This window comes from Amycolatopsis sp. VS8301801F10 (assembly GCF_046195355.1).
GTDB lineage: Bacteria > Actinomycetota > Actinomycetes > Mycobacteriales > Pseudonocardiaceae > Amycolatopsis.
Genome location: NZ_CP176065.1, coordinates 3,875,478 through 3,900,353 on the forward strand (window position 1 = coordinate 3,875,478; position 24,876 = coordinate 3,900,353).

Below are 24,876 nucleotides of genomic sequence, written 5' to 3' on the forward strand. Positions count from 1 at the left end.
GATGGAGCCGTGAACACCACGACCCGCCGGGGACGCCCGCGCAAGGGAGACGCCAGGCTGTCGCGGGAGGCGATCCTGACCGCCGCGCTGGAAGCAGTCGACGCCGGCGGAGCGGCAGCGGTGAGCATGCGGACCGTCGCGCAACGCCTTGGCGTGGACGCGAAGAGCCTCTATCACCACATCGACGGCAAGGAAGCCTTGCTCGACGCCGTCGCCGGGCACGTGCTCGGCGGAATCGACCTCCCGGAGCCGACCGGGCAGCCCGAGGAAGACCTGCGCGCGATCGCCCAGTCCTTCCGGAAAGCCACGCGCGCGCATCCGCAGGCCGCGGCGCTGGTGCTGACCAGACAGTTGCCGTCGATCGCCGCGCTCGCCCCGGTCGAGGCGGTGCTTTCGGTGCTGCGCAAGGCAGGCGCGTCCCCCGAGGAGGCGGTGCACCTGCTGCGCTCGCTTCTGTCGGTCGTCGTCGGCTCGCTCCTGCGCGAGGCCGGTGCGGGACCGGCGTTCGGCGTCACCGACGAAGCCGGAATCGCCCGTCGCCGCACCGAATTGGAGCAGACCGGGCTTCCCGCCGTGGTCGAATCCGCGCCGCATCTGGCGCGGTGCGATCACGAAGCGGAGTTCTCCTTCGCCGTCGAGCTAGCAGTGGCCGCCACGATGCAGCGACTCACTGCTCCCCGCAGGTGATCTTCGGCTGCGGGTTGTAGCGGACCGACCGCGTGTGCCGCGAAACTTCCCGGCCCGACGAGGCGTCGCGCAGGATCCGGGTGTCGCTCGCGGTGAACCCGGGCGCGCCGTTGGACGCGTGGCAGTTCTCCGCCGGACCCGGTTTCGTCGGCGGCGGCGTCGGATTCGTCCGCTCGCCGGGGACCGATTCGACGGTGTACCGCTTGGTGCCCCACAGTTTCACCGTGATCGACGACGGCGTCCAGATGGTCTGGATCGCCACGCCGGTGTCCGAATCGTTGGTGAACTTCAGGTCGATCACGCTGGCGCCGTTGGGATTCTGGAACACCGTCGCCTCGCGCGCGGCCGGATACCGGCTGATGTAGTAGCTGTGTTCCTTGTGCCCGGCGTCCTTCATCCCGGAGAAGTACGCGGCGTTGTACAGCGTGGTGGCGAACTGCGAAATGCCGCCGCCGACCTCGCGGGCCGGCGCGCCGTTCTCGATCACGCCCGCCTCGACGTAGCCCTGCGCGCGCCCGCGCGGGCCGGTGAATCCGTTGAGGCTGAACGTTTCTCCCGGCTTCACGATCGCGCCGTTCACCTTCTCGGCGACCACGCGGATGTTCGTGCCGGAGTCGGGCGCGAACCCGCCGGTGGTGAACTCGCCGATGACTTCCTTGACGCCGAGCTTGTTCGCCTGCTCGGTGGTGACCTTCGCCGGCGTCTTCTTGTAGATCGCCTTCAGCTCGCGGCTGTCGGTCTGCTTCAGCGTGTTCGGCAGCGGTTTGAGGCTCTGCTCCCAGTCGACCGTGTTGCCGTCCGCGGACGGCTCGACGACCGGTTTCCCGCCGGAGAACGCGATCGCCGCGTCCTTGCCCTCCTGCTCGGTGGACTTCAGCTGCGGCGCGAGCGCGTCGGTGACCTTCTTCGGGTCGATCTGCGGGGCGAGGCCGCCGCCGTCGCCAGGCACGAACGTGAGCGCTCCGGCGATCTGCTCCGGCGTCAGCGTCGCGTCCGCGCCCTCGCCCTTGACGATGATCGGCGCGGACACCGCGGGCTTGGCGAACTCGGTGAGCGCGCGCTGAACGCCTTCCGGGGTGGTGCGCACCGGCGTCGGCGCGACCGGAAGCGTCAGCTCGCTGCCCGAAGCCCAGCCGCTGAGCACCTTCGCCCGCGCCGCCGGGACGTCCAGCTTCTGCCCGGTCTGCGGCGGGACCGCGACCGGAGTGGTGCCGTCGAACCGGATCGTGCCCTCGGCGGGCTCCCGGTCGACGCGGCCGCGCAGGTCCTCGAGCGCCGGATCGAGCTTCGCGGCCTCGACGTGCGACACGACGCCCAGTTCCCGGGTGCTGAAGAACGACGCGAGCCGGGTGAAGGGGTTCACCGGCTGGTCGCCCGCCTGGTCGAGGGTGCCGCTCCAGTCGAGCCCCAGCCCGGCCTCGGTCGGCGACAGCTTGGTGTGCGCGTCGCCCGCGGTGACGGTGAGCGGCTGGGTGAGCCGGGGTTCGATCTTCCCGCGCAGCTCGCGTTCGGCGACCGGCCGCTCCAGCCCGCCGACGTCCACGCCGGCCACGACGACGCCGCGCGGCACCCGGCCCTGGCTCGTCAGCAGGTCGATGAGGTAGGCCACGACCAGCACGCCGAGCACGCCTCCGCTGACCCAGCCCGCCTTGCGCAGGCCGCGCCGGCGCGGCGGGGACGGAGGCTCCTCCGGCGCCACGACCGGCAGGATCTCGGTCTGGTCGCTGTCGGTTTCCGGCCAGCGCGGTTCGTACTGCACCTCACGACCCCTTCGATTCGCTGCGGTCAGGGGCACAGCGTACGGGCCGAGCCGGACATGCCGGACTACTGCCCCCAGCGGAACAAACCGGTCACCCTGTGTCGTGAGCGGCGATCCCGGTTCTTGCCGTGCTCGGCGCTCACGACCCTCACCCGGCGTCCGGCTCCGGATTGGCTCCGGCGCGGGCCAGGAAGTCGAAGTCGCAGCCCTCGTCGGCCTGCGTGATGTGCTCCGCGTAGAGGGCACCGTAGCCCCGTTCGAACCGGGGCGCAGGGGCGGCCCACGAAGCGAGACGCCGCTCCAGCTCGGCGTCGTCCACCTCCAGCCGCAACGTCCGCGCGGGCACGTCCAGGGTGATCAGGTCGCCGTCGCGGACGAGCGCGAGCGGCCCGCCGACGTGCGATTCCGGCGCCACGTGCAGCACGCACGCGCCGTAGCTGGTCCCGCTCATCCGGGCGTCGGAGATCCGCACCATGTCCCGCACGCCTTGTTCCAGCAGGTGCGCCGGGATCGGCAGCATGCCGTACTCGGGCATCCCGGGGCCGCCGAGCGGACCGGATCCGCGCAGCACCAGCACGGAATCGGCGGTGATGCCCAGCTCCGGATCGTCGATGCGCTTTTTCAGATCGGCGTAGTTGTCGAACACCACTGCCGGACCGGTGTGCGTGAGCAGGGCGGGGTCGGCGGCGATGTGCTTGATCACCGCGCCGCCGGGCGCGAGGTTGCCGCGCAGCACGGCTACTCCGCCTTCGCTGGCGACCGGGTTGTCGCGCGGGCGGATCACGTCGTCGTTGTGCACGCGGGCGTCGGCGAGGGAATCGGCGAGCGGACGCCCGGTGACGGTGATCCGGTCCAGGTGCAGCAGGTCGGTCAAGCGGGACAGCAGGCCGGGCAGGCCGCCCGCGTAGTAGAAGTCCTCCATGAGCCAGTCGCCGCCCGGCCGGATGTTGGCCAGCACCGGCACCCGGCGCGCGATCTCGTCGAAATCCCGCAGGGACAGCGAAATCCCGCTGCGCCCGGCCATCGCGATCAGGTGGATCACCGCGTTGGTCGACCCGCCGAGCGCCAGCACGGTCGTGATCGCGTCGGCGTACGCGCGTTCGTCGAGGATCTTCGCGATCGTCAGGTCCTCCCACACCATGCCCACGATTCGCGCGCCGCTCGCCGCGGCCATCCGGTGGTGCGCGGAATCGACCGCCGGGATCGAGGCCGCGCCGGGCAACGTCAGCCCGAGTACCTCGGCGGCGGAGGTCATGGTCGACGCGGTGCCCATCGTCATGCAGTGGCCGGGGGAGCGGGCGAGACCGCGTTCCAGCTCGGCCATCTCCCGGTCGCCGATCGTGCCCGCGCGCCGTTCGTCCCAGTATTTCCACATGTCGGTGCCGCTGCCGAGCACCTCGCCGCGCCAGTTTCCGCGCAGCATCGGGCCGGCGGGCACGAAAATCGACGGCAGCCCGGCACTCGCCGCGCCCATCAGCAGCGCCGGGGTGGTCTTGTCGCAGCCGCCCATCAGCACCGCGCCGTCGACCGGATACGACCGCAGCAGCTCCTCGGTCTCCATCGCCAGCAGATTCCGGTACAGCATCGGCGTCGGCTTCTGATAGGTCTCCGACAGCGTCGCCACCGGGAACTCCAGCGGGAAGCCGCCCGCCTGCCACACGCCGCGCTTGACCTGCTCCGCGCGTTCGCGCAGGTGCTGGTGGCAGGGGTTGATGTCGCTCCAGGTGTTGAGGATGCCGATCACCGGCTTGCCGAGGTGCTCTCCCGGCTCGTAGCCGAGCTGCCGGGCGCGGGTGCGGTGGCTGAAATTCCGCAGGTCGTCGCCGCCGAACCAGCGGTGGCTGCGCAGGTCCTCGGGTGGCTTCATCGCTGCGCGTCCTCTCGGTCGACGGATGGCATCTGATATATGATCGTACGTGTCGACGCTCGGAGACGCCCGCCTGGTTGAATATGCGGGGACGAGCGCGAAAGCCAGGAGGGTCGGCATGCCGTCCACGTTCAGCCTCCCCGCCTCCCGCACCGAGGTGGTGCTGGAGGAGATCCGGCGCGGCATTCTCGCCCGCGAGCTGGTGCCCGGCCAGCCGCTCGTGGAGGCGGAGCTGGCCGCGCGGCTCGGGGTCTCGAAGACGCCGGTGCGCGAGGCGCTCAAGGTGCTGTCCAACACCGGGCTGGTCACGTTCAGCCCGTACAAGGGCGCGTCGGTGTGCGTGGTCGACGCGGCGCTGGCGCGCTCGGTCTACGACGTGCGGATGGTGCTGGAGCCCGAAGCGCTGCGCCGCGCGGTGCGGGCTTCGGACCGCGAGTCGTTCGACGAGGCTTCGCAGATCCTCAAGGAAGCGTCGGCCGCGGACGCCGACCAGACCACGTTGAGCCTGCTGAACCGGCGGTTCCACCGCGCGCTGTACGCCGGCTGCGGCAACCCGCTGATGGTCTCGATGCTGGACGATCTGCGCGACCGGGCGGCGCTGATCACCGTGGTCGGCTGGGACGCGAATCCCAGCTGGCGCAAGGAATGGAACGAGCACAAGGCAGTGCTCGCCGCCGCGAAGAAGGGCGACGAGGACGGCGCGGCCGAGCTGCTGCGCGCGCACATCGCGGCGTTTCTCGACCACGTGCTCGAAGCGCTCGGGGAGGAGTGACGACGTGCGGTTGCTGCTCGTCGCGGACACCCACCTGCCGAAGCGGGCGAAGGAGCTGCCCGCGCAGGTATGGGACGAAGTCGCGCAGGCCGACGTCGTGGTGCACGCGGGCGACTGGGTCGACGTGGACACTCTCGACGCTCTTGAGGCCCGCAGCGCCCGGCTGATCGGCGTGTACGGCAACAACGACGGTCCTGAACTGCGGAAACGCCTGCCCGAGGTCGCCAGGGAGACGCTGGAGGGCGTGCGGTTGGCGGTCGTCCACGAGACCGGTGACGCGAAGGGGCGCGAGGCGCGCTGCGACGCGTTGTACCCGGACGTCGACGTGCTGATCTTCGGGCACAGCCACATTCCATGGGACACGGTGACGCCCGGCGGGCTGCGGCTGCTCAACCCCGGTTCGCCCACCGACCGGCGGCGGCAGCCGTTCTGCACCTACCAGACCGCCGAGATCCGCGACGGCCGGCTGGACCAGGTCGAGCTGCACGAGCTGCCTCGGCGCGGCTGAGCGGGTAGAACAGGAGTCATGGACCCGGCCCGTGCCCTGCGCGACATCGCCTTCCAGCTCGAACGCGCCGGTGAACCGACTTACCGGGTGCGCGCCTTCCGGCAGGCTGCCGCGGTGGTCGAGCGGTTGTCCGAGGACGAACTCGCGGCGCGCGTCGGTGCGAAGTCGCTTCAGGCGTTGAAGGGGATCGGCAAAGCCACTGCCGGGGTCATCGAGGACGCGTGGCACGACCGTACGCCCGCGTACGCGGCGAAGCTGCCTAAAAGCACGCTGCCGGACGGCGGTGCGCTGCGTACCGCGCTTCGCGGCGACTGTCATACGCACTCCGACTGGTCCGACGGTGGCAGCCCGATCCTCGAGATGGCCGAGACGGCCCGCGGCCTGGGCCACGAGTGGATCGTGCTCACCGACCATTCGCCACGGCTGACCGTCGCGCGCGGCCTGTCCGCGGAACGGCTTCGCGCGCAGATGGACGAGGTCGCGCGGGTGAACGAGCAGCTGGCACCGTTTCGGCTGCTGCACGGCATCGAGGTCGACATCCTCGACGACGGCGCGCTCGACCAGACCGAGCAGCTGCTGGACCGGCTCGACTTCGTGGTGGCGAGCGTGCACTCGAAGCTGCGGATGCCCGCGCGGGAGATGACGCCGCGGATGCTGGCCGCGATCGAGAACCCGCACGTCCGCGTGCTGGGGCACTGCACGGGACGGCTGGTCGGCGGACGCAGCAGGCCGGAGTCGCAGTTCAACTCGGAGAAGGTGTTCACCGCGTGCCGCGAGAACGGCGTGGCGGTGGAGATCAACTCGCGGCCGGACCGGCTCGACCCGCCGATGCGGTTGCTGCGTCAGGCGGTCGAGCTGGGCTGCGAGTTCGCGATCGACAGCGACGCGCACGCGCCCGGCCAGCTCGACTGGCAGGGTTACGGCTGCGAGCGCGCGGAAAAGGCGGGCATCGAGCCGGATCGGGTGATCAACACGCGGACGGCTAATCAGTTAGTGCGATGACGGGCTTTCGCGCCGGATCGAGCCAGCGCAGGACGGCGATGAGGTCGTCCAGCGCCAGCGCGACGCAGCCCGCGGTCGGCCCGCCGGTGGCCACGTGCAGGAAGAACGCCGAACCGGCGCCGGGCACGACCGGCGAGCGGTTGTAGTCGATCACCACCGCGTGCGTATACGCCGGACCTGCCGCGCCGAGGTTCTCTCCGGCGGCTTCGTCGAACGGGCCGGAGGCGCCTCGGTAATGCGTGTTGTACCGCGGGGAGTGCACATCGGACACCCACCAGTCCGAAGTGGACACTTGCCGGTAGGGGAGCCGGGTGCCGGGGTTCGGGGCGATGCCGAACGCTTCGGTGAGCGGCCAGGTTCCAGCCGGGGTACGGGAAAGTCCTTCGCGCGCGACGCCGATTCCTTCCGCGCCGACTTCCGCTGGGTACGGACCGAGTGCCCGTACCCAGCGGTCGCCGTCGTGGTCCCACGCGGACGCGCTGTGCGCAGTGACCGCGAGAACCTGCTGCGCGCTCAGTTGATCTCGTACGGGTCGCCGTAGACCTTCCACTTCAGCGGCGGGTGCAGATCGAGGTTGCCGTCGTTGAGGAACACCAGCTGCTCGGTGTCGACGCGGGACGTGTCCGCATGCGCTTCTTCCTTCTTCATGACCACCTTGCGCGCGTCGAGGAACGCCTTGAGGTACGCGGTTTCGTCGCCGCCCTGCGCCGGCGGCTTCGCCTTCGACAGCGCGGCGTCGCGGATGCCGCCGAAGCTGTCGGTGCTGGTGCCGGGGCCGTGCATCACGATGGCGTCGTAGTAGATGAACTGGCCGAGCGCGCCGAGACCGTCGGATTTGCCTTGGTTCACCGCCGGATCGAAGTACACGCGGTCGCGCTCGCTGTTCTGCGCGGCTTGGAACTCCTCGGTGCCCGCGGCTTCCTTCCAGGCGCTTTCGAAGGCCGAGCCGAGACCCTCGTGCGAATCGGAGCCGTTGACCTTTTCCAGCGCGGGGAGGAACTTCGCCAGCGGGTTGTCCGGAACGGCTTGGGTGTAGGCCCGCACCAGTTCGAGCATGTCGCCGGTGCCGGAGCAGAACCCGATGATGCCCGCGGTGTAGCCGCGGCCGTCGCCGATGTCCTCGATGTAGGAGTACTGCTTCTTCCAGTCGAGCGACGAGTTTTCCGCGCTCGACACCAGCTGCATCGCGATCTCCTTCTTCTCCGGAGACGCGAGGTCGCCGCCGGATCCCCGCATTGACGCCGAGGCGGCGAGCGGGGCGGGCGCGGCGGCGGCCGAGAGAGCGGGAGTGCCGAGGACGAGAGCGAGGGCCGAGGCAGCCGTGAGACCGGCGACCAGCGTGGGCCGCATCGTCTTGCGCATGAGGGGAATCCCTTTCCGCGGTACGTGGGCAAGGCGGCCGGACCGGCGAATGGACCGGTTCCGGGTACTGCTGCGGCGTAGCGCCACGATAACCGAGCGTGAAGCGGCGAGGCAAGGGATACGAAGATTTTTCCCGGAGATGAACCGTGGTAGTCCACTGTGGACAGTGAGAATCGCCTGAAGGCGGGCGGAAGCAGGGGGTCTGGCACCGTTCTGTCTATTGTGGACTCAATCCGATGCCGTCGGCGCAGGTTAAAGACATGGTAAACTCGTCCCGAGATGACGACTGCTGCCGCCGCTCCCGCGCCGCGGCACCGGTCCATCCTCGTCGTGGCACTCGCCGCGCTGCTGCTGCTCGGCGTCGCGGTCCCCGGGCCGGGACCGGCGGGCCCGCGTCCGCCCGGCGCCGAACCCGTCCTGGTCCAGGAACAGGGCCCGCACCTCGTCGCCGCGCACCCATTGCCGCTCGCCGACGCGCCGGGCGAGATCCGCCTCGCCCGGCCGGATTGGTGCACCGTCCCGTTTTCCGCCGCGCCTCCGGTCGAACTGGACCGCGCGCCCGTGCCCGCCGCGGCGCGGGCTCCTCCGGATCGCTGAGCACTCGGTTCCCGCCTGTACCCGGCTCTCCGGAGGATTTCATGAGCAACGGTCATGCTTTGCTGGCCGTCGGCGGCGCGTTTCTCGCCGCCGGCGCCCTCGCCCGCGTCGGCGCCCGGATCGGGCTGCCCACGATTCCCCTGTTCATGCTGGCCGGTTTCGTCTTCGGCCCGCACACCCCCGGACTGTCCCTTGTGGACGATCCGGCCGAGTTCGGCGTGCTGGCCGGGCTCGGTCTCGTGTTCCTGCTCTTCTATCTCGGACTGGAGTTCTCGCTCGACGACCTCGCCCGCGGCGGCGCCAGACTCGCCGGCGCGGGGCTCGCGTACCTCGTGCTCAACATCGGCGGCGGGCTCGCGTTCGGCTTCGCGCTCGGTTGGGGCACGCGCGAGGCGCTGGTGATCGCCGGCGCGATCGGCATCTCGTCCTCGGCCATCGTCACCAAACTGCTCCTGGAAACCCGGCGGACGAGCAACCGGGAATCCCGCCTGATCATGGGCATCGTCGTGCTGGAAGACCTCTTCCTCGCGCTGTACCTGGCGCTGCTGCAGCCGGTGCTCAGCGGTGCGGACGGCTTCGGCGCGGCGCTCGCCGACTTCGGCAAGGCGTTCGGCTTCCTGCTCGTGCTCGCCGCGCTCGCGCGCTGGGGTGGCCGGGTCGTGTCCCGGCTGTTCGGTTCGGCGGACGACGAACTGCTCACCGTCTGCTTCGTCGGCGTGGCCGTGCTCGGCGCCGCGGTGGCCGAGGAGGTGGGCGTGTCCGACGCGATCGGCGCGTTCATGGTCGGCATGATGCTGGGCAATTCCCAGGTCGCGCCGCGGGTGCACAAACTGGTGCTGCCGCTGCGGGACGCGTTCGGCGCGTTGTTCTTCTTCATCTTCGGGCTGTCGATCGACCCGGGCGCGGTCGGCACGGTCGTCCTCCCGGTGCTCGCCGCGGTCGCGCTGACGCTGGTGCTCAACCTCGCCGCCGGAGCGTTCGCCGCCCGGCTGCACGGCTTCGACCGGGCCGAAGGCGTGAACATCGGCCTGACCGTGCTCACCCGGGGCGAGTTCTCGCTGGTCCTGGCGACGATGGCGACCGCGGCCGGGCTGGACTCGCGGGTGGCCCCGTTGGTCGCCGGGTACGTGCTGCTCCTGGCGGTGATCGGACCGCTCGCCGTGCTCCGCTCGGACCGGCTGACCTGGCTGCTTCCGGCCAGGCTCGCCCGGCCGCGCCCGGCCCCGGCCCGGTGAGCCGGGGCCGCCGGGCTGTCGCTCGCGGCATATTCGGAAGCCACGCCGGTCACGCACGGCTATCCTTGGCCTAAGTATGTCCACTCCATCTTCCCTCGCAGAGCTGCGCGCCCAGCTGCCCGAATTGATGCTGCGCGACGAGCACCGGCTCCGCCGTCGTCTCGACGGCGCGCGCCGGGCTCGCGACAAGCAGCAGGCGGCCGAGCGCATCGCCGCCGACGTCGAAACGGCGTTGCTGCGCGTGCAGCAGCGCCGCGAGAGCGTGCCGAAGATCGAGTACCCGGCCGAACTGCCGGTCAGCCGGCTCAAGGACGAAATCGGCGACGCTATCCGCGACCACCAGGTGGTGATCGTCGCGGGGGAGACCGGGTCGGGCAAGACCACGCAGCTGCCGAAGATCTGCCTCGAGCTGGGCCGCGGCGTGCGCGGGCAGATCGGGCACACCCAGCCGCGCCGGCTGGCCGCGCGCACGGTCGCCGACCGGATCGCCAGCGAGCTGAAGACCGAACTGGGCGACACCGTCGGCTACAAGGTCCGGTTCACCGACCAGTCCGGCCAGGACACCCTGGTCAAGCTGATGACCGACGGCATCCTGCTGGCCGAGATCCAGACCGACCGGATGCTGCGCCAGTACGACACGCTGATCATCGACGAGGCGCACGAGCGCAGCCTCAACATCGACTTCATCCTCGGCTACCTCAAGCAGCTGCTGCCGCGCCGCCCCGACCTGAAGGTGATCATCACCTCGGCGACCATCGACCCGGAGCGGTTCTCGCGCCATTTCGACGACGCGCCGATCGTCGAGGTCTCCGGCCGGACCTACCCGGTCGAGGTGCGCTACCGCCCGCTCGCGGACCCGGACGACCCCGAGGCCGACCCGGACCGCGACCAGACGCAGGCGATCGCCGAGGCGGTCCAGGAGCTGTCCGGCGAGGGTCCCGGCGACATCCTCGTGTTCCTCTCCGGCGAACGCGAGATCCGCGACACCGCGGACGTGCTGAACCGGCTGGAGCTGCGCAACACCGAGGTGCTTCCGCTGTACGCGCGGCTGTCCGCGGCCGACCAGCACCGCGTGTTCCAGCGGCACACCGGACGGCGGATCGTGCTGGCCACGAACGTCGCGGAGACGTCGCTGACCGTGCCCGGGATCAAGTACGTGATCGACCCGGGCACCGCGCGCATCTCGCGCTACAGCCACCGCACGAAGGTGCAGCGGCTGCCGATCGAGGCGATTTCGCAGGCGTCGGCGAACCAGCGCAAGGGCCGCTGCGGGCGCACCTCGGACGGCATCTGCATCCGGCTGTACTCCGAGGAGGACTTCGCGTCGCGGCCGGAGTTCACCGATCCGGAGATCCTGCGGACGAACCTGGCGTCGGTCATCCTGCAGATGACGTCGCTCGGCCTCGGCGACATGGCCGCGTTCCCGTTCGTGGAGCCGCCGGACCGCCGCCAGGTCGCCGACGGCGTGCAGCTGCTGCAGGAACTCGGCGCGTTCGAGGCAGGCGATTCCTCGAAGCTCACCGAGGTCGGCCGCAAGCTCGCCCTGCTGCCGGTGGACCCGCGGATGGGCCGGATGGTGCTGGAGGCGGCGCGCAACGGCTGCGTGCGCGAGGTGATGATCATCGCCGCCGCACTGTCCATTCAGGACCCGCGCGAGCGGCCGGCGGAGAAGCAGCAGGCCGCCGACGCGCAGCACGCCCGGTTCGCCGATCCGACGTCGGACTTCCTCTCCTACCTCAAGCTGTGGGACTACGTCAGCGAACAGCAGAAGACGTTGACCGGCAACCAGTTCCGCCGGATGTGCCGCGCCGAGTACCTGAACTACCTGCGGATCCGCGAATGGCAGGACATCTTCGGCCAGCTGCGCCAGCTCGCCAAACCGCTCGGCATCACGCTCAGCACCACGCCCGCCGATCCGCAGCACGTGCACACGGCGCTGATTTCCGGGCTGCTGTCGCACATCGGGCTCAAGGACCCGGCGAAGGGCGACTACCTCGGCGCGCGCGGGGCCCGGTTCTCGGTGTTCCCCGGTTCGGCGCTGTTCAAGAAGCAGCCGCGCTGGGTGATGTCGGCCGAGCTGGTCGAGACGTCGCGGCTGTGGGGCCGGGTCAACGCGCGGATCGAGCCGGACTGGGTCGAACCGCTCGCGCAGCACGTCGTGAAGCGTTCGTATTCGGAGCCGCACTGGGAGCGCAAACAGGGCGCGGTGATGGCGACCGAGAAGGTGACGCTGTACGGCGTGCCGCTGGTCGCCGACCGGCGGGTGAACTACGGCCGGATCGACCCGGAGGTCTCGCGCGAGCTGTTCATCCGGCACGCGCTGGTCGAGGGCGACTGGCACACCAACCACCGGTTCTTCGCCGAGAACCGCGCGCTGCTGGACGAGGTCGAGGACCTGGAGAACCGCGCCCGGCGGCGCGACATCCTGGTGGACGACCAGACGCTGTTCGAGTTCTACGACGCGCGGGTGCCCGAGGACGTCGTGTCCGTGCGGCACTTCGACAGCTGGTGGAAGAAGGCGCGGCGGACCGAGCCGGACCTGCTGTCGTTCGAGAAGTCCATGCTCATCAACGAGGTCGCGGGCGCGGTCCGCGAATCGGACTACCCGGACTCGTGGACGCAGGGCACGCACGTTTTCAAGCTCACCTACCAGTTCGAGCCCGGCGCCGACGCCGACGGCGTGACCGTGCACATCCCGCTGCCGGTGCTGAATCAGGTGACGCCGGACGGTTTCGACTGGCAGGTGCCCGGCCTGCGCGGCGAACTGGTGACGCAACTGATCAAATCGCTGCCGAAAGCGTTGCGGCGCAACTTCGTCCCCGCTCCCGACACGGCGGCCGACGCGTTGACGCGAATGTCCCCTTCGGACGGTCCGCTGCTCGACATCCTCGGCGACGAGCTGCACGCGATGCGCGGCATCGACATCCCGCGTTCGGCGTGGGACCTTTCGACCGTGCCGGACCACCTCCGGATCACCTTCCGCGTCGTGGACGAGCGCGGCAAGAAGGTGGCCGAGGGCAAGGACCTGGACGAGCTGAAGCGCCGCCTCGCGCCGCGCGTGCGGGAGACGATTTCCAAGGCCGCCAACAGCATCGAGAAGGCGGGCTTGGTGCGGCCGTCGTTCGGCGAGCTGCCGAAGGTGTTCGCCTCGACCCGGCGCGGCCACGACGTGAAGGCGTATCCGGCGCTGGTGGACGAAGGTGCGTCGGTGGCCGTGCGGCTGCTGGACACGCCCGCCGAACAGCAACACGCGATGTGGGCCGGCACGCGGCGGATGCTGCGGCTGAACCTGAACTCGCCGATGAAGTTCATTACGCGGTCGCTGTCGAATTCCTCGAAACTCGTGCTGAACCGCAACCCGCACGGCAGCGTGGCGGGCCTGCTGGAGGACTGTGTCGACTGCGCGGTCGACGCACTGATGGCCTCCGCGGGCGGTCCCGTGTGGGGCGAGGCGGGTTTCGCCGCACTGCTGGAAAAGGTGCGGGCAGGCTTGAACCCGAAGGTGCTGGAGGTGCTGACGGAGGTCGAGCGAATCCTGCGCGCGGCCATCGACGTCGAAACGCGCCTGGCCGACACCCGCGGCCCGGCCGAGTCGCTGGCCGACATCCGCCGCCAGCTGGACGGCTTGGTCCACGCGGGCTTTGTGACGGAAACGGGAGCCGCCCGGCTGCCGAACGTGGTCCGGTACCTGCGCGGCATCGAGCGGCGGCTGGAGAAGCTGCCGCTGGAGCAGACGCGAGACCTGCAGCGCATGGCGGACGTCGCGTGGATCACGAAGGAGTACGAGGACGCGGTGGCCGCGTTGCCGCCGGGGACGTCGTCGCCCGCGCTGGCGGAGGTGCGGTGGATGATCGAGGAGCTGCGGGTGAGCTTCTTCGCGCAGACGCTGGGGACGGCGCATCCGGTGTCGTTGAAGAGGATTACCAAGGCGCTGGACGAGGCGCTGGCTTCGTCTGGAGCGTGACGGTGCGGGCCTGAGCCGCGTGCTGTCGTGCCAGGCGATGCGGTGGTCGCCTGAACGTCATTGCGCGGACTTCGCGTGCTGGCATCGGATGGTGCGCTGGGTCGACGGCGGATCGTGCACGAGGTCGCCGACCATCGGCTGCCAGAGGCCGTGCAGCGGTTGCTGACCGAGCCGTCGAGACCGACGCAGCTCAGTTGTGGGCGGCAATTGGCCTGAACGTCGTTCCGCGACGCCTGCGTGCTTGCGCAGATGTCGGACGGCGCACCGGCTCGACCGAGCCGCCGAGGACAACGCAGCTTGGTTGTGGGCGGCGGTTCGCCTGAACGTCATTGCGCGACGCCTGCGTGCCTGCGTGGACGTCGGACGGCGCGCTGGCTCGAGACGGCGCACCGCGCCCGAGGTCGCCGACCATCGGCTGCCAGAGGCCGTGCAGCGGCTGCTGACCGAGCCGTCGAGGCCGTCGCAACTCAGTTGTGGGCGGCGGTTCGCCTGAATGTCATCGCGCGGAGTTCGCGCGCGGATGTCGGATGGCGCGTTGGCTCGACCGAGCCGCCGAGGCCGACGCAGCTCGGTTGGGGGCGGCCGCGCGCCAGGGACCGCATTCCGTATCCCCTGCACGGCGCGCTCGCCAAACCGCCACAAGCACCACGCGAAGGGCCGAAATCTGCCCGACACCGCCTGGCAGGTCCGCCGCGCGAAGCCTCCGCACTCCGCACGAAAAGAGTCAGAGCCTCACCCGCCTCACTTAGCCTCCGCATACGTGTCCACCGGTTTCGCGTGCATCGGAAACCGCACCGGACACGCCTCCCCGAACACCAGCCGGGCGGCTTCCTGGATCGACGTCTCCACGATCGCCGCGACCTCGTCCGCCAGTTCGGCGGGCGTGTGCACGATCACCTCGTCGTGCAGGAAGAACACCAGGTGCGCCGGTTCGGGCAGCCGGCCGCGCAAAGTGGCCAGCAAGACCGCCGTCAGGTCGGCTGCGCTGGCTTGCACCACGAAGTTCCGCGTGAACCGTCCCCAGCTGCGCGAAGCTCGGCGCGCTCGGGTTTCCGTTGCCTCGTCTTCGGTGAGTCCGCCGGTCAAGGCGCGCCAGGCGGCGGACGGGGCCGGAGAAGTGCGGCCCAGCCGGGAGCGGACCCGTTCGCCTCGTTCGCCCGCCGCGGCCGCTCGCTCCACATAGGACACCGCGTCCGGGAAACGCTGTCGCAGCAACGCAAGCAGTGGTCCGGCTTCTCCGGAAGTGCCGCCGTACATCGCGGACAGCATGGCGATTTTCGCGCGGGACCGGTCGTCTCGGGTATCGCCGGGGCGGAGCGGGACGTAGCGGGTGCCGGAGAACAGGGCTTCCGCCAAGCGGGCGTACAAATCAGTGGCCGCGGCGACTTCGGCCAGGCGGCGGTCGCCGGACAGGGCGGTGAGGACTCGCGGTTCCAGTTGCGCGCCGTCGGCCACGACGAGTTTCCAGCCGGGGTCCGCGGACGCGCACGAGCGCAACGCGCGCGGGATCTGCAGCGCCCCGCCGCCCCGGGTGGCCCAGCGGCCGGACACCACGCCGCCCACCACGTAGTGCGGCCGGAACCTGCCGTCGGAGACCCATTCGTCCAGCCACGCCCAGCCGTTGGCCGAGTGCAGCCGCGACAGTTCCTTGTACTCCAGCAGGGGCGCGACCGCCGGATGGTCGATGTCCCGCAGCAGGTACTTCCGCGCCGCCGGGATTTCGATGCCCTCCCTGGCCAGCGCGCGGACGATGCTGGCCGACGAATCGGGGTTGACCGGACGCCCGCCCAGCGCCGCCGAGATCTTCGCCGCCAGGTCGACGAGGGCTTTCGGGCGCTGCCCGGCGGGTACCCGCGGTCCGAGGCGTTCTTCCAGCAACTGCAGGTGCCGGTCCGCGCGCCAGGGCAGCCCGGCGGCGGAGATCTCCGCGGCGGCCAGCGCGCTCGCCGATTCGGCCGCGAGCAGCAGCCGCATCCGGGCGGGGGCCTCGGTGGCGGCGACGCGTTTCTCCTGTTCGGTCAGCACTCGCCGGGCCGCGGCGGCGACCGTGACTCCCGGCGGCAGGCCGGGGCCGCGCGGGGAGAACAGCGTGGGCTGTGCGTCCTCGCCGAAGGCCGGGCCGTCGTCGGGCGGTTCCTCGCCGTTCGCCCGGGCCCACGCCGCCCGCAGACTGCGCGATTCGCCCTCCCGGCCCTCGTAGGCGAGCAGCAGCCCTTCGGCGAGCGACAGGTCGTGGCACCGGCCCAGCCGCACCCCGGCCTCGATCAGCGCCGGGTAGACCTCCTCGACCGAGGGCAGCACCCAGCGCGGGCTCTCGGCCGCCTCCAGCCGGCGCACCTCGGCGGCCCAGTCGGCGCGCGAAAGCCCGCGGAGGGTCCCCGCGGGGCCCTCGATCGTGTAGCCGGAGTCCTCCTCCCGGCCGGTGATCACCTGCACCGTCACATTGTGCGGATCAGCACCGACAATTTCCGCACGCCGATGCCAGCGGACGGTCCGCGACCGGCGCCGGAGAGATCCGCCCCGGCCGGGCACTGGTGCGCGGCCGGGCCTTGCTTTACTGTCGAGTAACTCCCATACCGGCGGTACGGAGGCCGTCGGCGTGGGCGCTCCCGCCGCAGCAATGGAGGTGCCCGGATGAGTGTGGCCGAGCTGGCCGGCCAGGTGGCCGGCAAGCTGACCGAGACCGTGCGCAGCGTCGAGGTGATGCGCCGCGCCGGGCTGGTGCCGTTCCCTCGCCTGGACGAGGGCCTGCGGTCCCTCGTCGCGATCCGCAAGTACGGCCCGTTCGCCGGCGCGAACCACATCGCCGCCCGGCGCGACGCGACCGCCGTGGGAATCGTCGACGACCTCGGCCCGCTCACCTTCAAGCAGCTCGACGACCAGTCCAACGCGCTCGCCCGCGCCTGGTCGCAGCGCGGCCTCGGCCCCGATTCGGTGATCGCCGCGCTGTGCCGCGACCACCGCGGCCTGGTGCTCACGATGGCCGCCTCGGGCAAGCTCGGCGCGCGGCTGCTGCTGATGAACACCGGGTTCGCCAAACCGCAGTTCGCCGACGTCGCCCAGCGCGAGGGCGTCACCGCGCTCGTCTACGACCAGGAGTTCACCGGCCTGCTCGACGCGATCGACGAGGACGTCGACCGGTATCTGGCCTGGGTGGACGAACCGGGCGGGCACGAGATCCCGGTGCTCGCCGAGATCGTCGCCAGCACCGACGACCGGCCGCTGCCCGCGCCGGCCAAACCCGGCGGTTTCGTCCTGCTCACCAGCGGCACCACCGGCACTCCCAAGGGCGCGCCGCGACCGCATACGTCCGCGCTGGCGTCGGCGCAGTTCCTGGACCGCATCCCGCTGCGCGCCGGCGAAGCGACCTTCATGGGCGCGCCGCTGTTCCACGGCACCGGGCTGTCGCAGTTCATCCTCAGCTTCGCGCTCGGCTGCACGGTGGTGATGCGCCGGAAGTTCGACCCCGAGGCCACGCTGAAGGGCGTCGCGAAGCACCGGTGCACCGCGCTCGTCCTGGTGCCGACGATGCTGCAGCGGATCGTCGACCTGCCGAAGGAGGTCCGCGACCGGTACGACACGTCGTGCCTGCGGATCATCTTCGTCGCCGGGTCCGCGCTGTCGCCGGATCTGGGCAACCGGGCGAACGAGCAGTTCGGCGACGTCGTGCACAACCTGTACGGCTCGACGGAAGTCGCGGTGGCGACGGTCGCGACGCCGGAGGACTGGAAGCGCGCGCCGGGCACGGTCGGCCGCGCGCCGGTCGGCTGCCGCGTCGCGCTGTACGACGAACACGGCACGAAGATCACCAAGCCGCACGTGACCGGTCGGGTGTTCGTCGGCAGCGGGCTCAGCTTCGGCGGCTACACCGACGGCCGCAACAAGGAGATCATCGACGGCCTGCTCTCCAGCGGCGACGTCGGCCACTTCGACGAGGACGGCCTGCTCTTCATCGACGGCCGCGACGACGAGATGATCGTCTCCGGCGGCGAGAACGTGTTCCCGATCGAGGTGGAGAACCTCTTGGTGGAGCGGGAAGACGTCCTGGAGGCGGCGGTGATCGGTGTCGAAGACCCGGAGTTCGGCGAGCGGCTCAAGGCGTTCGTGGTGCGGGCGGAGGGCTCGACGCTCGACGAGGAGGGCGTGCGCGAGTACGTGAAGGCGAACCTGGCGCGCTACAAGGTGCCGCGGGACGTGGAATTCCTGGACGAGTTGCCGCGCAACGCTACCGGGAAGGTGTTGCGGACCAAGCTGAGCTAGGGAAAAAGCCTGAGACGTAAGGATCTTGAACAGCCCGGACCTCAGCGGGCGACCCGGCGGCGGCGATGCGGCCCGCGCGCCGGCGTCCTCGACGCTCCGTCCGCAATGGAGCCGCTGCCGCTCGTCCAGTTGCGTGCCGACGGTTCGGTCCGGCGCGAATGCCGCGACCCCGGCCTGCGGCACCAGACCGGCAGTGCCGTCCACGCACACCTCCCCAGAGCTGCGCGCGACTGAAGGAAGCGAGCCGGTCAACGCAGCCGCGACCATGGATTTTGCCGCATCCGCTCAGCCGCCAGGATCACCAGTCCCAGCCGATGCCGAAGATGCCCGGTCCGAAGTCCAGCGCGATCGCGTGCACGCCGTTGCCGCTGTCGAGCCGCAGCCGGCGGCGGGAGGGGGCTTCGTCGGTGGCGTTCGCGTATTGCCAGCAGCGGGCGGGCACCGCGGTCGGGTCGAAGCGGATCTCCAGCAGGTACTCGCGGACCGGGCGGCGGAATTCGCGGTAATGCGTCGCCCGGCATTGCGGGTACGGCGGCCCGGAGTTGCGCAGGGTGTACTCGATGAGGTGCGTTTCGCCGCGTTCCAGCGCGCGGTCGAAGAGCAGTTCAGCCACCAGGATGCCGTGGTCGTCGTCCACTTCGGCGCGTCCGACGCGGCAGTTGCGCACCGGTTGCAGCTCGGGCACCGCCGTCGCGTCGCCCTGTGCGTACACCAGGAGCCAGCGGTCTTGACCGTCCGCACCGGACTGGAACACCGCGCGCGAGGTGACCGAGATCTGGCCGCCGTCGGCCGCGATGTCGCAGCGGTCGTGCAATCCGACCAGCTTCAGCTGGTGCTGCTGGTCGAGCGCGTCGGGCGCGCCGACGCGCTCCAGCAGCGGCTGCAGGATCTCGCGGGTGAACGTGACCGGTTCCTCGCCCGCCCGGTCCCGCCGGCTCGCGCCGCGCGGGCGAGGAGGCGGCAGCAGGCCGAGCAGCGCGCCGTCCGGGACGTCGAGGATTTCTTCCAGCACCCGCACCGCCGACAGCGACCCGGCCCGTTCCGGCTGCCGTTTGCCCGACTGCCAGTAGCTGAGCGCGGTGACGCTGACCGACGCGCCTCGCGCGCGCAGCCTTGCCTGGATCCGGTCCAGGGAAAGCCCGCTGGCTCCGATCGCGGCGCGCAGCGCGCTCGCGAAGGCGGTCCGGGCACCTTCGCCGGTGTCCGGACCGGCGTGCTCCGCATGCCGCTGCGTCATGTCCCGCCGCCCGCCCCCGCTGGTAACCGACCGTGCCGAGTCCGACACAGGCACGGTAGCAGCCGCCCGACCAGGTTGTACCGCCGTGCCATTCGGACGAACGGGCTAGTACTGGCAACTGTGAACCATTGCCGTGACCTGCACGGTCGCGATTCCATGGCCAGGACGGATCGCGCCGCCCCCGGCGCGTCCGGAGCCTCGGCCCCGGCAGCGCGGACCGCGCCCCGCGCCCGGCCGGCGGCCGCGCCTGGAACCGGTGGCCCGGCATGCCCCCAGAGGCCGGGCCACCGGTCATCCTCGCGGGCAGACCAGGAGCGCGATCCCCGTCAGCGGGGCGCGATCGCAGGCGATCGGCAGGGCGAAATTCCTTCGACGTGCTGGAGATCCTTCCGCAGCCGGGGTCGTGAGATGGCCGTGCCCACATTCCTGGTCCGGCTGATTCCCGACAGCCGGGAGCGAGCGGAACGGAGGTGAGCCCGAAGGGTTACCAGCGGGTAGGCTCCGGGCATGGTCTTGCGGCAGAACATCCTGATCACCGGAGCCAGCTCCGGTCTCGGCGAGGGAATGGCCCGGCAGTTCGCCGCTCGCGGCCGCAATCTCGCGCTGTGCGCCCGGCGCACCGAACGGCTCGACGACCTGGCCGCGGAGCTGCGTGCCGCGTACCCGGGGATCACCGTCGTCACGCGCGCGCTCGACGTCACCGATCACGACCGTGTCTTCGCGGTGTTCGAGGAATTCCGGACCGGACTCGGCAGGCTCGACCGCGTGATCGTCAACGCCGGGCTCGGCAAGGGACAGCCGGTCGGCGCGGGCCGGTTCGACGCCAACCGGCAGACCCTCGAAACCAACCTCGTCGCTGCGGTGGCCCAGATCGAGGCGGCGGCGGGCATCTTCCGCGAGCAGCGCGCCGGGCATCTCGCGGTGATCTCGTCGTTCATGGCGCTGCGCGGTTTCCCCGGGAACCTCACCGCGTACTCCGCGTCGAAGGCCGGGATCTCCGCGTTCGCCGACGGCGCGCGGCTGGAGCTGAGCAGCCTCGGCATCACGGTCACCGACGTGCGGCCCGGCTACATCAGCTCCGAGATGACCGCGCGTTCGACCAAACGCAATCCGCTGATGGTGTCGGCCGAAGCCGGTGCGCACGCGCTGGTCAAGGCGATCGAAGCGGAACCGAAGCGCACGTACGTGCCTTCGTGGCCCTGGGTGCCGCTGAGTCTCGCGGTACGCTTGGCGCCTGGCCGGTTGCTGCGGATGTTTTCCTGACGGGACGGCGCGAATGGGTGCGATCTATCTGATCCGGCACGGCCAGGCTTCGTTCGGCGCGGCGGATTACGACGCGTTGTCGCCGCTGGGTTTCGAACAGTCCGCATTGGTCGGTGCCGAGCTGAACCGGCGCGGGGTCGAGTTCGCGCAGGTGCGCTCGGGAACGCTGGCCCGCCAGCGGGACACCGCGGCGACCGCGCTGAAGGCCCTCGGCTGCGACGTGCCGGTGATAGAGGACGAACGCTGGAACGAGTACGACCACGTCGACCTCGTGCGGCACCACGCGGGCGGTGCGCCGCAACAGGATCCGCGCGAGTACCAGCGGCTGCTGGACGCCGCGCTGACCGCGTGGGTCGACTCCGGCGACACCGGTCCGTGCGCGGAAAGCTGGCCCGCGTTCCTCGGCCGCTGCACCGCGGCGCTGGCGGACCTGGCCGGCTCGCTGGGCAAGGGCGAGAACGGGCTCGTGTTCACCTCCGGCGGCGTGCTCGGCGCGGTCGCCGGGTCGTTGCTGGGCACACCGGGACCCGGGCTGCTGAAGCTGAACCGCGTCGCCGTGAACACCGGGATCACGAAGCTGACGTCCGGTCGCGGCGGCGTGACTTTGTTGTCCTTCAACGAGCATCCGCATCTCGAAGGCGAGAACGCGCGGCTGCTCAGCTACCGGTAGGAGGCCGGCGTGCGGTTCGGTGAGGTCACGATCGTGCCGGTGAACGGGCACGGTCCGGAAGACGTGGTCGTGGACGCCGAGGGCCGCGTCTACACCGGGGTCGACGACGGCCGGATCCTGCGCGTTTCGCCGGACGGACGGCGGATCGACCTGCTCGGCGACACCGGCGGCCGCCCGCTCGGGCTGGAACTGTACGGCGACGGCGAACTGCTGATCTGCGACGCCCGCGCCGGTTTGCTGACCATGCCGCTGGCCGGCGGCGAGACGACGACCCTCGCGACGTCCGGCGCGGGCCTGGACTTCGTGTTCTGCAACAACGCCGCGGTCGCCGCCGACGGCACGGTCTACTTCACGGATTCGTCGCGCCGCTTCGGCATCGACAACTGGCGCGACGACCTGATCGAACAGACCGCGGGCGGACGGCTGCTGCGCCGTACGCCGGACGGCCGCATCGACCTGCTCGCCGACGGCCTCCAGTTCGCGAACGGCGTCGCGCTGCCGCCGGACGAGTCCTTCGTGGCGGTCGCCGAAACCGGCGCGTGCCGGGTCAGCCGGGTCTGGCTGACCGGTCCGCGGTCCGGCGACCGCGACGTCCTGGTCGACGACCTGCCGGGCTTCCCGGACAACATCGCGACCGGTTCGGACGGGCTCATCTGGATCACCGAGGCGAGCCCGCGGCTGCGCGCCCTCGACGTCGTGCGCCGCCTGCCCGCGCCGGTCCGGACGGCGGTGCGCGCGTTGCCGGATTCCCTGCAGCCCGCCCCGAAACGCCGGGTCGGCGCGCTCGCGGTCACCCCGGACGGCGCGGTGGTGCGGGAACTGCGCGGCGAGATCCCGGGATTCCATGTGCTGGTGGGCATCCGCGAGTACCACGGCCGGCTGTGGTTCGGGTCGTTGGAAGAGAACGCGATCGCCTACACGGATCTCTGAAAGGCTGCTTGACTCTCACACCGGGTCAGGCGGTCAACTCGAAGGCGTCATGTTCAGTATCGGAGACTTCGCCCGGCACGGCCGGGTTTCGGTCCGCATGCCCGTCATCGGACCGCTCTACGACGAGCTTTCCCGGCGAATGGAGGCGGCGGGCATCGCCTGCACCGGACCCGGGGCGGCCTATCACGAGGACGTCCCGGAGGGCGACGGCAAGGTCGTCGTCCACGCCGCCGTCGAGGTTTCCGCCCCGCTGGATCGACGTGAACGGCTGCCAGCCGACCGGCTATCCGCGCGAGGTCAACCTGGAGTGCCCGGAAAACCGCGACGACTGGGTGACGGAATTCCAGGCCTCGGTGATCCGGGCCTGATCAGCGGCCAGTCCACTGTGGACTGCGCCCCGCGGACCAGGCGGCGTAGAACTCCTTGTGGTCCTTCGCGGTCATCAGCAACGCCTGCGTGATGGCTTCCAGTTCGATCGAGCTGCCGAGGTCGCTGTCGAGTTCGCGGGTCAGCAGCACCTTCGTGGTGGAGTACGCCAGCGCCGGGCCGTCCGCGAGCCGTCGTGCCAGTGCGGCGGCTTCGCCGGCCAGTTCGGCGTCCGGCACCACCCGGTTCGCCAGGCCGATCGCTTCGGCGCGCGCGGCGGGGAGTTTGTCGCCCAGCATCAGCAATTCCGTCGCGCGGCCGAGACCGACCAGGCGCGGCAGCAGGTACGCCGAGCCCATGTCCGCGCCCGCCAGGCCGACCTTCGTGAACAGGAACGCGAACTTCGCCGATTCGGCCAGCAGCCGGAAATCGCTCGCCAGCGCGAGGACCGAACCGGCGCCCGCCGCGACGCCGTTGACCGCCGCGATGATCGGGATCGGCGTTTCGCGCATGGCTTTCACCACCGCACCGGTCATCCGGGTGAATTCGAGCAGTTCCGCGGTGTCCATTTTCTGCAGTTCGCCGATGATTTCCTCGACGTCGCCGCCCGAGCAGAACCCGCGGCCCTTTCCGGTGAGCACGAGCACCCGCACGTCGCCGCGGTGCGGCAGTTCGGCGACGAGGTCGCGCAGATCGGCGTAGACGTCGAAGGTGAGCGCGTTGAGCTTTTCCGGACGGTCGAAGGTCACCGTCGCGACCCCGTCGTCCACCGTGAACTCGAAATGCTCCCACGACTTCGTGAGCGGGACGCTGGCGCGGAACGGGCTCATTTCTGGATTCCTCCACCGTCGAGTACGAGGGTCTGTCCGTTGATCGCGGCCGCCTCCGGGGCGGCGAAAAACTCCACGGCGTACGCGATTTCGCCGGGTTCGAGCAGCCGCCCGAGCGGGGAGGCGGCGGCGAGCGCGGCTTCCGCGTCGGCCTCGTCGCGGCCGGTGCGCTCGCGGATCCGGGCGACTGAAGTCGCGGTCATGTCGGTGCGCACGAACGACGGGCACACCGCGTTCGCCGTGACGCCCGTGCCCGCCACTTCAGCCGCCACCGCGCGCATCAGGCCGACCGCCGCGTGCTTCGACGCCGTGTAGCCGGAGGTGTAGCGCGCGCCAGCCAAGCCGGCGGTCGACGCGATCGTGATGATCCGTCCGTAGTCGCGTTCGCGCATCCCCGGCAACACCTCGCGGGTGCACAGGAACGCGCCGGTCGCGTTCACCTCGAACTGGCCGCGCCAGTCGTCGAGACCTGTCTTCGCCAGCGGCGCGCTTGAGGACACGCCCGCGTTGTTGACCAGCACGTCGACCGGTCCGAGCTGGGCGAAATAGGCGCGGACGGCGGCCTCGTCGGTCACGTCGCATTCGGCGCGGCCGGGGGAGTGCACGGTCGCGCCGGCGCGGCGGAACCGCTCGGCGACGGCCGCGCCGATGCCGCGGGTGCCGCCGGTGACCACGACGATCCGGTCGGAAAAACTGCTCACTCCCGAAAGCTACACTGCAGCGGGCTGAGGTGTATAGAGTTGCCTCGTGCCCGACACCGAACCCGCCCGCACGCCCCAGGAGCTCGTGATGACGCTGCTGGGCAGCTACGTGCGCCCGCGCGAGAGCAGGCGCGTGTGGTCCGGCGGCCTCGTCGCGCTGCTGCACGAGCTGGGGTTCTCCGACGGTGCGGCCCGGATCGCGCTGACCCGGCTGGTGCGCCGCGGCCTGCTGTCCCGGCACCGCGAGGGCAGGCTGGTGCACTACTCGCTGACCCCGCGCACGGTCGCCCTGCTCGACGACGGCGACCGGCGGATCTTCGGCCTCGGCCGCCGGGACGAACCGGCCGGGACCTGGACCGTGCTGTGGCAGAACATCCCGGAAACCCGGCGCCAGTCCCGCGAACGGCTGGTGCGGCGGCTGCGCTTCCTCGGCTTCGGCCCGGTCCAGGACGGCACCTGGCTCGCCCCGCACGACCGGGAGGCCGAGGTGCTCGCGCTGCTGAACGAACTCGAAGTCGCCGAACACGCCGGGCTGATGCTCGGCACGCCGTCCGCCGCGCTGGACGTGCGCCGGCTCGCCGGACGCGCCTGGGACCTCGACGGGCTGTCCGCCCGCTACGCCGCGTTCGTCGCCGAATTCGGCGGCGTCCCGCGCGAACTCGGCGACCCGGAAGCGTTCGCCGTGCGCACCCGCCTGGTGCACACCTACCGCGAATTCCCTTCGCTGGACCCGGAGCTGCCGTCCGAGCTGATCCCCGCGCCGGGCACGCGGGCCGCCGCGGTCAAGCTGTTCCACGACCTGTATTCGGCGCTCGCGCCACCCGCCCAGCGCCACTTCGACCGCACCCTGTCCACGAGATGAGGAA

General features: G+C 70.8%; 20 protein-coding genes. 12 read left to right on the forward strand and 8 right to left on the reverse strand.

What is annotated here, in order from left to right; genetic code table 11:
- Nucleotides 1-9: 9 nt before the first annotated feature.
- Nucleotides 10-687 carry a TetR/AcrR family transcriptional regulator C-terminal domain-containing protein gene (locus F9C11_RS18325; RefSeq protein ID WP_409186086.1) on the forward strand — a complete coding sequence of 226 codons (678 nt, stop codon included), beginning with the start codon at nt 10-12 and terminating at the stop codon, nt 685-687.
- Here the strand turns inward: F9C11_RS18325 and F9C11_RS18330 are convergent.
- Both F9C11_RS18330 and araD read right to left on the reverse strand, forming a co-directional pair.
- Entirely contained in the window at nt 668-2,446 is a 1,779-nt protein-coding gene (locus F9C11_RS18330) for a VanW family protein (protein WP_409186087.1), read from the reverse strand. The genes F9C11_RS18325 and F9C11_RS18330 overlap by 20 nt on opposite strands.
- A gap of 148 nt (nt 2,447-2,594) precedes the next feature.
- Entirely contained in the window at nt 2,595-4,313 is a 1,719-nt protein-coding gene (araD, locus tag F9C11_RS18335) for an L-arabinonate dehydratase (RefSeq protein ID WP_409186088.1), read from the reverse strand.
- 118 nt (nt 4,314-4,431) lie between these two features.
- On the opposite strand from araD, the gene F9C11_RS18340 reads away from it, so the two are divergent.
- From F9C11_RS18340 to F9C11_RS18350, 3 genes are read left to right on the forward strand one after another with little or no spacing between them, the layout of a single operon-like run.
- On the forward strand, nt 4,432-5,085 hold the full coding sequence (locus F9C11_RS18340) for a GntR family transcriptional regulator (RefSeq protein ID WP_409186089.1): 654 nt from the start codon (nt 4,432-4,434) through the stop codon (nt 5,083-5,085).
- 4 nt (nt 5,086-5,089) lie between these two features.
- Complete coding sequence (locus F9C11_RS18345) at nt 5,090-5,593, forward strand: metallophosphoesterase family protein (RefSeq protein ID WP_409186090.1); 504 nt, start codon at nt 5,090-5,092, stop codon at nt 5,591-5,593.
- Between the two features lie 18 nt (nt 5,594-5,611).
- Nucleotides 5,612-6,595: a PHP domain-containing protein gene (locus F9C11_RS18350; protein WP_409186091.1), complete on the forward strand. Its 984-nt coding sequence runs from the start codon at nt 5,612-5,614 to the stop codon at nt 6,593-6,595.
- Here the strand turns inward: F9C11_RS18350 and F9C11_RS18355 are convergent.
- Nucleotides 6,576-7,145, reverse strand: coding sequence for a L,D-transpeptidase (locus tag F9C11_RS18355; RefSeq protein WP_409186092.1), 570 nt, complete (start codon nt 7,143-7,145; stop codon nt 6,576-6,578). The two genes, F9C11_RS18350 and F9C11_RS18355, sit on opposite strands and share 20 nt — an antisense overlap.
- The gene (locus tag F9C11_RS18360; protein WP_409186093.1) at nt 7,109-7,957 is read right to left on the reverse strand and encodes a chitosanase; all 849 of its coding nucleotides are present in this window, start codon (nt 7,955-7,957) and stop codon (nt 7,109-7,111) included. Before F9C11_RS18360 ends, F9C11_RS18355 begins: the two co-directional genes overlap by 37 nt.
- A 279-nt stretch (nt 7,958-8,236) precedes the next feature.
- Between F9C11_RS18360 and F9C11_RS18365 the strand changes: the two genes are divergently transcribed.
- From F9C11_RS18365 to hrpA, 3 genes are all read left to right on the forward strand, one after another.
- Nucleotides 8,237-8,554, forward strand: coding sequence for a hypothetical protein (locus tag F9C11_RS18365; RefSeq protein ID WP_409186094.1), 318 nt, complete (start codon nt 8,237-8,239; stop codon nt 8,552-8,554).
- A gap of 41 nt (nt 8,555-8,595) precedes the next feature.
- The gene (locus F9C11_RS18370) at nt 8,596-9,789 is read left to right on the forward strand and encodes a cation:proton antiporter (RefSeq protein ID WP_409186095.1); all 1,194 of its coding nucleotides are present in this window, start codon (nt 8,596-8,598) and stop codon (nt 9,787-9,789) included.
- 76 nt (nt 9,790-9,865) lie between these two features.
- Nucleotides 9,866-13,753 carry an ATP-dependent RNA helicase HrpA gene (gene hrpA / locus F9C11_RS18375; RefSeq protein WP_409186096.1) on the forward strand — a complete coding sequence of 1,296 codons (3,888 nt, stop codon included), beginning with the start codon at nt 9,866-9,868 and terminating at the stop codon, nt 13,751-13,753.
- A gap of 741 nt (nt 13,754-14,494) precedes the next feature.
- On the opposite strand, the gene F9C11_RS18380 is transcribed toward hrpA, so the two are convergent.
- Nucleotides 14,495-16,189 (reverse strand): bifunctional 3'-5' exonuclease/DNA polymerase, encoded by a 1,695-nt coding sequence (locus F9C11_RS18380; protein WP_409186097.1) that lies wholly within the window; start codon nt 16,187-16,189, stop codon nt 14,495-14,497.
- Nucleotides 16,190-16,387: 198 nt separating this feature from the next.
- On the opposite strand from F9C11_RS18380, the gene F9C11_RS18385 reads away from it, so the two are divergent.
- Entirely contained in the window at nt 16,388-18,013 is a 1,626-nt protein-coding gene (locus F9C11_RS18385) for an acyl-CoA synthetase (RefSeq protein ID WP_409186098.1), read from the forward strand.
- Nucleotides 18,014-18,311: 298 nt separating this feature from the next.
- Here the strand turns inward: F9C11_RS18385 and F9C11_RS18390 are convergent, their stop codons facing one another.
- A complete protein-coding gene (locus tag F9C11_RS18390) occupies nt 18,312-19,250 on the reverse strand; it encodes a hypothetical protein (RefSeq protein WP_409186099.1) in 939 nt (312 codons plus the stop codon).
- A 507-nt stretch (nt 19,251-19,757) separates the two neighbouring features.
- Between F9C11_RS18390 and F9C11_RS18395 the strand changes: the two genes are divergently transcribed.
- Genes F9C11_RS18395 through F9C11_RS18405 form a run of 3 tightly spaced genes read left to right on the forward strand, consistent with a single transcriptional unit; the run spans nt 19,758 to nt 22,113 of the window.
- Nucleotides 19,758-20,513 (forward strand): SDR family oxidoreductase, encoded by a 756-nt coding sequence (locus F9C11_RS18395; RefSeq protein ID WP_409186100.1) that lies wholly within the window; start codon nt 19,758-19,760, stop codon nt 20,511-20,513.
- 13 nt (nt 20,514-20,526) lie between these two features.
- Nucleotides 20,527-21,183: a histidine phosphatase family protein gene (locus F9C11_RS18400; protein ID WP_409186101.1), complete on the forward strand. Its 657-nt coding sequence runs from the start codon at nt 20,527-20,529 to the stop codon at nt 21,181-21,183.
- A 9-nt stretch (nt 21,184-21,192) separates the two neighbouring features.
- Nucleotides 21,193-22,113, forward strand: a complete 921-nt coding sequence (locus F9C11_RS18405; protein ID WP_409186102.1) for an SMP-30/gluconolactonase/LRE family protein — start codon at nt 21,193-21,195, stop codon at nt 22,111-22,113.
- A gap of 368 nt (nt 22,114-22,481) precedes the next feature.
- On the opposite strand, the gene F9C11_RS18410 is transcribed toward F9C11_RS18405, so the two are convergent.
- Entirely contained in the window at nt 22,482-23,309 is an 828-nt protein-coding gene (locus F9C11_RS18410; RefSeq protein ID WP_409186103.1) for an enoyl-CoA hydratase family protein, read from the reverse strand.
- On the reverse strand, nt 23,306-24,010 hold the full coding sequence (locus tag F9C11_RS18415; RefSeq protein ID WP_409186104.1) for an SDR family NAD(P)-dependent oxidoreductase: 705 nt from the start codon (nt 24,008-24,010) through the stop codon (nt 23,306-23,308). The genes F9C11_RS18410 and F9C11_RS18415 overlap by 4 nt, the downstream gene beginning before the upstream one ends.
- Nucleotides 24,011-24,098: 88 nt before the next feature.
- Here F9C11_RS18415 and F9C11_RS18420 point away from each other — a divergent pair, with 88 nt between their 5' ends.
- Nucleotides 24,099-24,872, forward strand: coding sequence for a PaaX family transcriptional regulator C-terminal domain-containing protein (locus tag F9C11_RS18420; RefSeq protein WP_409186932.1), 774 nt, complete (start codon nt 24,099-24,101; stop codon nt 24,870-24,872).
- The last annotated feature ends 4 nt before the right edge of the window (nt 24,873-24,876 follow it).

What these genes read in the sequence shown, in the direction of transcription:
- F9C11_RS18420 (WP_409186932.1), top strand. Translation starts at nt 24,099, where the DNA reads ATGACGCTGCTGGGCAGCTACGTGCGCCCGCGCGAGAGCAGGCGCGTG.
- F9C11_RS18370 (WP_409186095.1), top strand. Translation starts at nt 8,596, where the DNA reads ATGAGCAACGGTCATGCTTTGCTGGCCGTCGGCGGCGCGTTTCTCGCC.
- F9C11_RS18350 (WP_409186091.1), top strand. Translation starts at nt 5,612, where the DNA reads ATGGACCCGGCCCGTGCCCTGCGCGACATCGCCTTCCAGCTCGAACGC.
- F9C11_RS18390 (WP_409186099.1), bottom strand. Translation starts at nt 19,250, where the DNA reads ATGACGCAGCGGCATGCGGAGCACGCCGGTCCGGACACCGGCGAAGGT.
- F9C11_RS18395 (WP_409186100.1), top strand. Translation starts at nt 19,758, where the DNA reads ATGGTCTTGCGGCAGAACATCCTGATCACCGGAGCCAGCTCCGGTCTC.
- F9C11_RS18340 (WP_409186089.1), top strand. Translation starts at nt 4,432, where the DNA reads ATGCCGTCCACGTTCAGCCTCCCCGCCTCCCGCACCGAGGTGGTGCTG.
- hrpA (WP_409186096.1), top strand. Translation starts at nt 9,866, where the DNA reads ATGTCCACTCCATCTTCCCTCGCAGAGCTGCGCGCCCAGCTGCCCGAA.
- araD (WP_409186088.1), bottom strand. Translation starts at nt 4,313, where the DNA reads ATGAAGCCACCCGAGGACCTGCGCAGCCACCGCTGGTTCGGCGGCGAC.
- F9C11_RS18385 (WP_409186098.1), top strand. Translation starts at nt 16,388, where the DNA reads ATGAGTGTGGCCGAGCTGGCCGGCCAGGTGGCCGGCAAGCTGACCGAG.
- F9C11_RS18365 (WP_409186094.1), top strand. Translation starts at nt 8,237, where the DNA reads ATGACGACTGCTGCCGCCGCTCCCGCGCCGCGGCACCGGTCCATCCTC.
- F9C11_RS18360 (WP_409186093.1), bottom strand. Translation starts at nt 7,957, where the DNA reads ATGCGCAAGACGATGCGGCCCACGCTGGTCGCCGGTCTCACGGCTGCC.
- F9C11_RS18410 (WP_409186103.1), bottom strand. Translation starts at nt 23,309, where the DNA reads ATGAGCCCGTTCCGCGCCAGCGTCCCGCTCACGAAGTCGTGGGAGCAT.
- F9C11_RS18400 (WP_409186101.1), top strand. Translation starts at nt 20,527, where the DNA reads ATGGGTGCGATCTATCTGATCCGGCACGGCCAGGCTTCGTTCGGCGCG.